This window comes from Stenotrophomonas sp. CFBP 13724 (assembly GCF_014841975.1).
GTDB lineage: Bacteria > Pseudomonadota > Gammaproteobacteria > Xanthomonadales > Xanthomonadaceae > Stenotrophomonas > Stenotrophomonas lacuserhaii.
In genome coordinates this window covers 1-5,997 of sequence record NZ_JACYUW010000008.1, presented here as the reverse complement: position 1 = coordinate 5,997, position 5,997 = coordinate 1, and the positions used below count along the sequence as shown (strand labels likewise).

The window sequence follows — 5,997 nt, the reverse complement described above, 5'->3', positions numbered from 1 at the left end:
GTGACCGAAGGGCAGCCGCTGTACCAGATCGACGATGCCAGTTACCGCGCGCAATCCAACAATGCGCGTGCCCAGCTGGCCCGTGCCGAAGCCACCGCCAACGCCTCCAGGCTGAGCGCGGCGCGGATCACCGAACTGGCCAAGGTGGATGCGGTAAGCAAGCAGGACCTGGAAAACGCGATCGCCGCGCAGAAGCAGGCTGAAGCGGATGTGGGGGCTGCAAAGGCCTCGCTGGATGCCGCCAACGTGACCCTGGGTTACGCCCGCATCACCGCGCCGATCAGCGGCCGCATCGGCAAGTCCTCGGTTACCCAGGGCGCGCTGGTCAGTGCCGCCCAGGCCGAAGCGCTGGCCACCGTGCAGCAGCTGGACCCGATCTACGTCGACCTGACCCAGTCCGCTGCCGAGCTGCTGCAGCTGCGCCGCGAACTGGCTGCCGGCCGCCTGCAGGACAACCAGACTCTGCCGGTCAGCATCCTGCTGGATGACGGCAGCACCTTCGATCACCAGGGCACGCTGGAGTTTTCCGAAGTGAGCGTGGATCCGACCACCGGCAGCTACGGCCTGCGGGTCAAGGTATCCAATCCGGAAGGCGTGCTGATGCCGGGCATGTACGTGCGCGCGGTGATCGGCGGCGGCGTGCGCAATGGCGCGGTGCTGGTGCCGATGCAGGGCATCGCCCGCGATGCCAAGGGCGATACCAGCGCGATGGTGGTCAACAAGGACGGCAAGGTAGAAGTGCGCCCCGTCAAAGTGAGCCGCGCACTGGGTGACAAGTGGCTGGTGGAAGACGGCCTGCAGGCCGGCGACAAGGTGATTGTCGAGGGGCTGCAGAAGATCGCGCCGGACATGCCGGTGCAGGCCATCGAGAAGGGCAGTGAACCGGCCAAGCCGGCCGCCCCGCAGGCCGCCGCCCCGGCCGCCGGGTCCCCCGACGCCGCCGCACCCGCCCAGGCTCCGGCCGGCACCGACGCGCAGTAAGCGGAGAATCAAATGGCACGTTTCTTCATTGATCGACCCATCTTCGCGTGGGTGATCGCGATCATCATCATGCTCGCCGGCGCACTGGCGGTGATCAACCTTCCGGTGTCGATGTACCCGGAAGTGGCACCGCCGGCGGTCGAGATCTCCGCGACCTATCCGGGTGCTTCGGCCAAGGTGGTCGAAGACTCGGTGACCCAGATCATCGAGCAGAACATGAAAGGCCTCGACGGGCTGATCTATTTCTCCTCCAACAGCTCGGCCAACGGCCAGGCCACCATCACCCTGACCTTCGAATCGGGTACCAACCCGGACATCGCCCAGGTGCAGGTGCAGAACAAGCTGCAGCTGGCCATGCCACTGCTGCCGCAGGAAGTACAGCGGCAAGGCATCAACGTGGCCAAGTCCAGCAGCGGCTTCCTGCAGGTGATCGGCTTTGTGTCCAACGATGGCAGCATGGATGCCAATGACATCTCCGACTTCGTCGGCTCCAATGTCGTCGATCCGCTGAGTCGGGTGCCCGGCGTGGGCAACATCCAGGTGTTCGGCGGCAAGTACGCCATGCGCATCTGGCTGGACCCGAACAAGCTGCACACCTACAAGCTGTCGGTGGATGAAGTCACCGCGGCGATCACCGCGCAGAACGCCCAGGTGGCGATCGGCCAGCTCGGCGGTGCGCCGTCGGTGAAGGGCCAGCAGCTCAATGCCACCATCAATGCGCAGGACCGCCTGCAGACCCCGGAGCAGTTCCGCAACATCCTGGTTCGCGGCGGCACCGATGGCAGCGAGCTGCGCCTGGGCGACGTCGCCCGCGTTGAACTGGGCGCGGAAAGCTACGACTTCGTCACCCGTTACAACGGCAAGCCGTCCACCGGCATCGCCATCACCCTGGCCACCGGCGCCAACGCGCTGGACACCGCCAATGGTGTGCGTACCGCGCTGGAAGACATGAAGGCGACCTTCCCGGCCGGGCTGGAATCGGTGGTGCCGTATGACACCACCCCGTTCGTGCAGGTGTCGATCAAGGGCGTGATCAAGACCCTGATCGAAGCGATCGTGCTGGTGTTCGTGGTGATGTACCTGTTCCTGCAGAACTTCCGCGCCACCCTGATCCCCACCATCGCGGTACCGGTGGTGCTGCTGGGTACGTTCGGCATCCTGGCCGCGCTGGGCTTCTCCATCAACATGCTGACCATGTTCGCGATGGTGCTGGCGATCGGCCTGCTGGTCGACGATGCCATCGTGGTGGTGGAGAACGTAGAACGCATCATGGCCGAGGAAGGGCTGTCGCCGCTGGAAGCCACGCGCAAGTCGATGGACCAGATCACCGGTGCGCTGGTGGGCATCGGCCTGGTGCTGTCGGCGGTGTTCGTGCCGATGGCCTTCATGAGCGGTGCCACGGGCGTTATCTACCGACAGTTCTCGGCGACGATCGTCTCGGCGATGGGCCTGTCGGTGCTGGTGGCGATCGTGCTGACCCCGGCGCTGTGCGCCACCATGCTCAAGCCGCTGAAGAAGGGCGAACACCACGTCGCCCACAAGGGCTGGTCCGGTCGTTTCTTCGGTGGCTTCAACCGCGGCTTCGACAGGTCCAGCGAGAAGTACCAGCGCGGGGTGAAGGGCATCATTGCCCGGCCGTGGCGCTTCATGGGCATTTTCGCCGGGCTGGCGCTGGTGATGGGCATCCTGTTCGTGCGCCTGCCCAGCTCGTTCCTGCCCAATGAAGACCAGGGCATCCTGATGGCGCTGGTGCAGACGCCGGTCGGTGCCACCCAGGAACGCACGCTGGAGGCGATGGCCAAGCTGGAAAACCACTTCCTGGAAAACGAAAGCGAGGCCATCGAATCGATCTTCGCCGTGCAGGGCTTCAGCTTCGCCGGCATGGGCCAGAACGCCGGCATGGCCTTCGTCAAGCTGAAGGACTGGAAGGACCGCAACGACGAACAGAGCGTGGGTGCCATCACCGGCCGTGCGATGGGCGCACTGGGCCAGATCAAGGATGCCTTCATCTTTGCCTTCCCGCCGCCGGCGATGCCGGAACTGGGCATCGGCTCGGGTTACACCTTCTTCCTGAAGGACAACACCGGGCAGGGGCACGAAGCCCTGCTCAACGCGCGCAACCAGCTGCTGGGTGCGGCCGGGCAGAGCAAGCTGCTGGCCAACGTGCGCCCCAACGGCCAGGAAGATACGCCGCAGCTGCGCATCGACGTGGACGTGGAAAAGGCCAATGCGCTGGGCCTGAACATGACCTCGATCAACAACACCCTGGCCACCGCGTGGGGCAGCAGCTACATCGATGACTTCATCGACCGGGGCCGGGTCAAGCGCGTGTACGTGCAGTCCGATGCGGACTTCCGCATGAATCCGGATGACTTCAACGTGTGGTCGGTGAAGAACAGCGCCGGTGAGATGGTGCCGTTCAGTGCCTTCGCTTCCAAGCGCTGGGACTTCGGTTCGCCGCGCCTGGAACGCTACAACGGCGTGTCGGCGATGGAAATCCAGGGCGAGCCGGCGACCGGGGTGGCATCGGGTGATGCCATGAACGAGATCGAACGCATCGCCAAGGACCTGCCGGCGGGCTATGAGATCGAGTGGACCGCGCTGTCCTACCAGGAACGCCAGGCGGGCTCGCAGACGCCGCTGCTGTACTCGCTGTCGCTGCTGATCGTGTTCCTGTGCCTGGCCGCGCTGTATGAAAGCTGGAGCGTGCCGACCTCGGTGCTGCTGGTGGCGCCGCTGGGCATCCTCGGTGCGGTGCTGGCCAACACGCTGATGGGCCTGGAGCGCGACATCTACTTCCAGGTGGCGATGCTGACCACGGTGGGCCTGACCTCCAAGAACGCGATCCTGATCGTGGAGTTCGCCAAGGAGAACCTGGAAAAGGGCGCCGGGCTGATCGAAGCGACGATGCACGCGGTACGCGATCGACTGCGTCCGATCATCATGACCTCGCTGGCCTTCGGCCTGGGCGTGCTGCCGCTGGCGATCGCCTCCGGCGCAGGTTCCGGTGCGCAGCGCGCCATCGGTACGGGCGTGCTGGGCGGCATGCTGGCCGGCACCCTGCTGGGCGTATTCTTCATCCCGCTGTTCTTCGTGGTGGTGCAGAAGCTGTTCAACCGCACGCTGCGCGACGCAGCAAAGTCGAGTGATGCCCCATGAACAAGACCTCGCTGCTGCTGGCGCTGATCGCCAGCATCGGGTTGGGTGGCTGTGCCACCCTGGTCCCGGACCGTACCGACGTGGCCCCCTCCATTCCCTCGCAGTGGCCAGCCGAGGCCGGGCAGGGCAGGCCGACCGACGCCGCTGGACTGGGCTGGCGCGATTTCTTCACCGACCCGCGCCTGCAGCAGGTGATCGAGCAGGGCCTGGCCAACAACCGCGACCTGCGCGTGGCGGTGCTCAACGTCGAACGTGCACGCGGCCAGTACCGCATCCAGCGCGCCGATCGGGTGCCTGCGCTGAACGTCCAGGGCCAGATGGAGCGCACAGGTGGCGACATGCCGGTGAACGAACAGTTCACCGCGGGCCTGGGCGTGACCGAGTTCGAACTGGATCTGTTCGGGCGTGTGCGCAACCTCAGCGAGGCGGCCCTGCAGCAGTACTTCGCGGTCGCCGCCAACCGTCGAAATGCGCAGCTGAGCCTGGTGGCCGAGACCGCCACCGCGTGGCTCAGCTTCGGTGCGGACAGCGAGCTGCTGCGGATTTCCGAGGCGACCCTGGGCAGCCATGAAGACTCGCTGCGGCTGGCGCAGGCGCGTTTCGAACGCGGTGGAAGTTCGGCGCTGGAACTGGCACAGACGCGCACGCTGGTGGAAACCGCACGTACCGATGCCGCGCGCCTGCGGGGCCAGGTGCAGCAGGACCGCAACGCATTGGCGCTGCTGATCGGTGGCCCGGTGGACGATGCGCTGTTGCCAGACGGCAACAATGACCTGCAGTTGGTGGCGCTGGCGCCGCCGCCGGCGGACCTGCCCAGTGACGTGCTGCTGCGTCGCCCGGATATCATGGCGGCCGAGCACACCTTGCTGGCAGGCAATGCCAACATCGGTGCTGCGCGGGCTGCGTTCTTCCCCAGCATCCGGCTGACCGGCACGCTGGGCAGCCGTTCGACCGAGTTGTCCGGCCTGTTTGACAGCGGCACGCGGGTGTGGAGTTTCCTGCCGACCATCAGCCTGCCGATCTTCCAGGGTGGCAAGCTGCGGGCGGGACTGGCGGTGGCCAACGCGGACCGTGACATCGCACTGGCCGAGTACGAAAAGTCGATCCAGATAGGCTTCCGCGAGACCGCCGATGCGCTGGCCTTGAGCACCAGCCTGGATGCGCAGGCGGCGTCGCAGCAGGCGCTGCTGGCCGCTGCCACGCAGGCCGAGCAGTTGTCGCAGGCACGCTACGACGCCGGGCTGGACAGTTTCGTCACCCTGCTGGATGCGCGGCGCACCGCCTACAGCGCGCAGCAGAGCCAGCTGCAGACTGCGCTGGCCCAGCAGGCCAATCGGGTCACACTGTACAAGGTGCTGGGCGGCGGCTGGGTGTCGCGCTGACACCGGTCACGGTGCGAGTGCCCGCATCAGGCTTTTGCAGATTGACGCATGGAGTTCCAAGCCATTCTGGACACTCATAGGGGCCCCATGCCTTGACGACGGCGAACGGCTTCCTTCCAGGAGGCCGGTTGCGCTGTCGGGGCGTGATACGTCCGCCCAAGAGTGTTCGATTTCCATGCTGTCATCTGCTCGTTTTTTTCCGCTTGCCTTTGTCTCGTTGATGGGGCTGGCCGGATGCCGGTCGGGTACGCCGGTTGCGGCCGGTTCGGAGGTGCCGCAGGTCACGACGGTCCTCCTGAAAGCCGAGTCGGTATCGCTGACCCGCGAGCTGCCCGGCCGCACCACCGCCTTCCTGGTCGCCGAAGTCCGGCCGCAGGTCAACGGCATCGTCGGCAAGCGGCTTTTCACCGAAGGCAGCCTGGTGACCGAAGGGCAGCCGCTGTACCAGATCGACGATGCCAGTTACCGCGCGCAA

Annotated in this window: 4 protein-coding genes; all 4 read left to right on the top strand. The window is 65.9% G+C overall.

All coding sequences use genetic code 11. The annotated features are described in order from the left end of the window. A partial coding sequence (smeD, locus tag IFT63_RS17430) for a multidrug efflux RND transporter periplasmic adaptor subunit SmeD (RefSeq protein ID WP_192085256.1) occupies positions 1-981 on the top strand: 981 nt, incomplete at its 5' end. A 12-nt stretch (positions 982-993) separates the two neighbouring features. After that, positions 994-4,140, top strand: coding sequence for a multidrug efflux RND transporter permease subunit SmeE (gene smeE, locus IFT63_RS17425; protein ID WP_192085254.1), 3,147 nt, complete (start codon positions 994-996; stop codon positions 4,138-4,140). Next, positions 4,137-5,522: an efflux transporter outer membrane subunit gene (locus tag IFT63_RS17420; RefSeq protein ID WP_192085252.1), complete on the top strand. Its 1,386-nt coding sequence runs from the start codon at positions 4,137-4,139 to the stop codon at positions 5,520-5,522. Before smeE ends, IFT63_RS17420 begins: the two co-directional genes overlap by 4 nt. Before the next feature lie 220 nt (positions 5,523-5,742). Next, on the top strand, positions 5,743-5,997 hold a 255-nt coding region (locus IFT63_RS17415; RefSeq protein WP_342450511.1), incomplete at its 3' end, for a biotin/lipoyl-binding protein.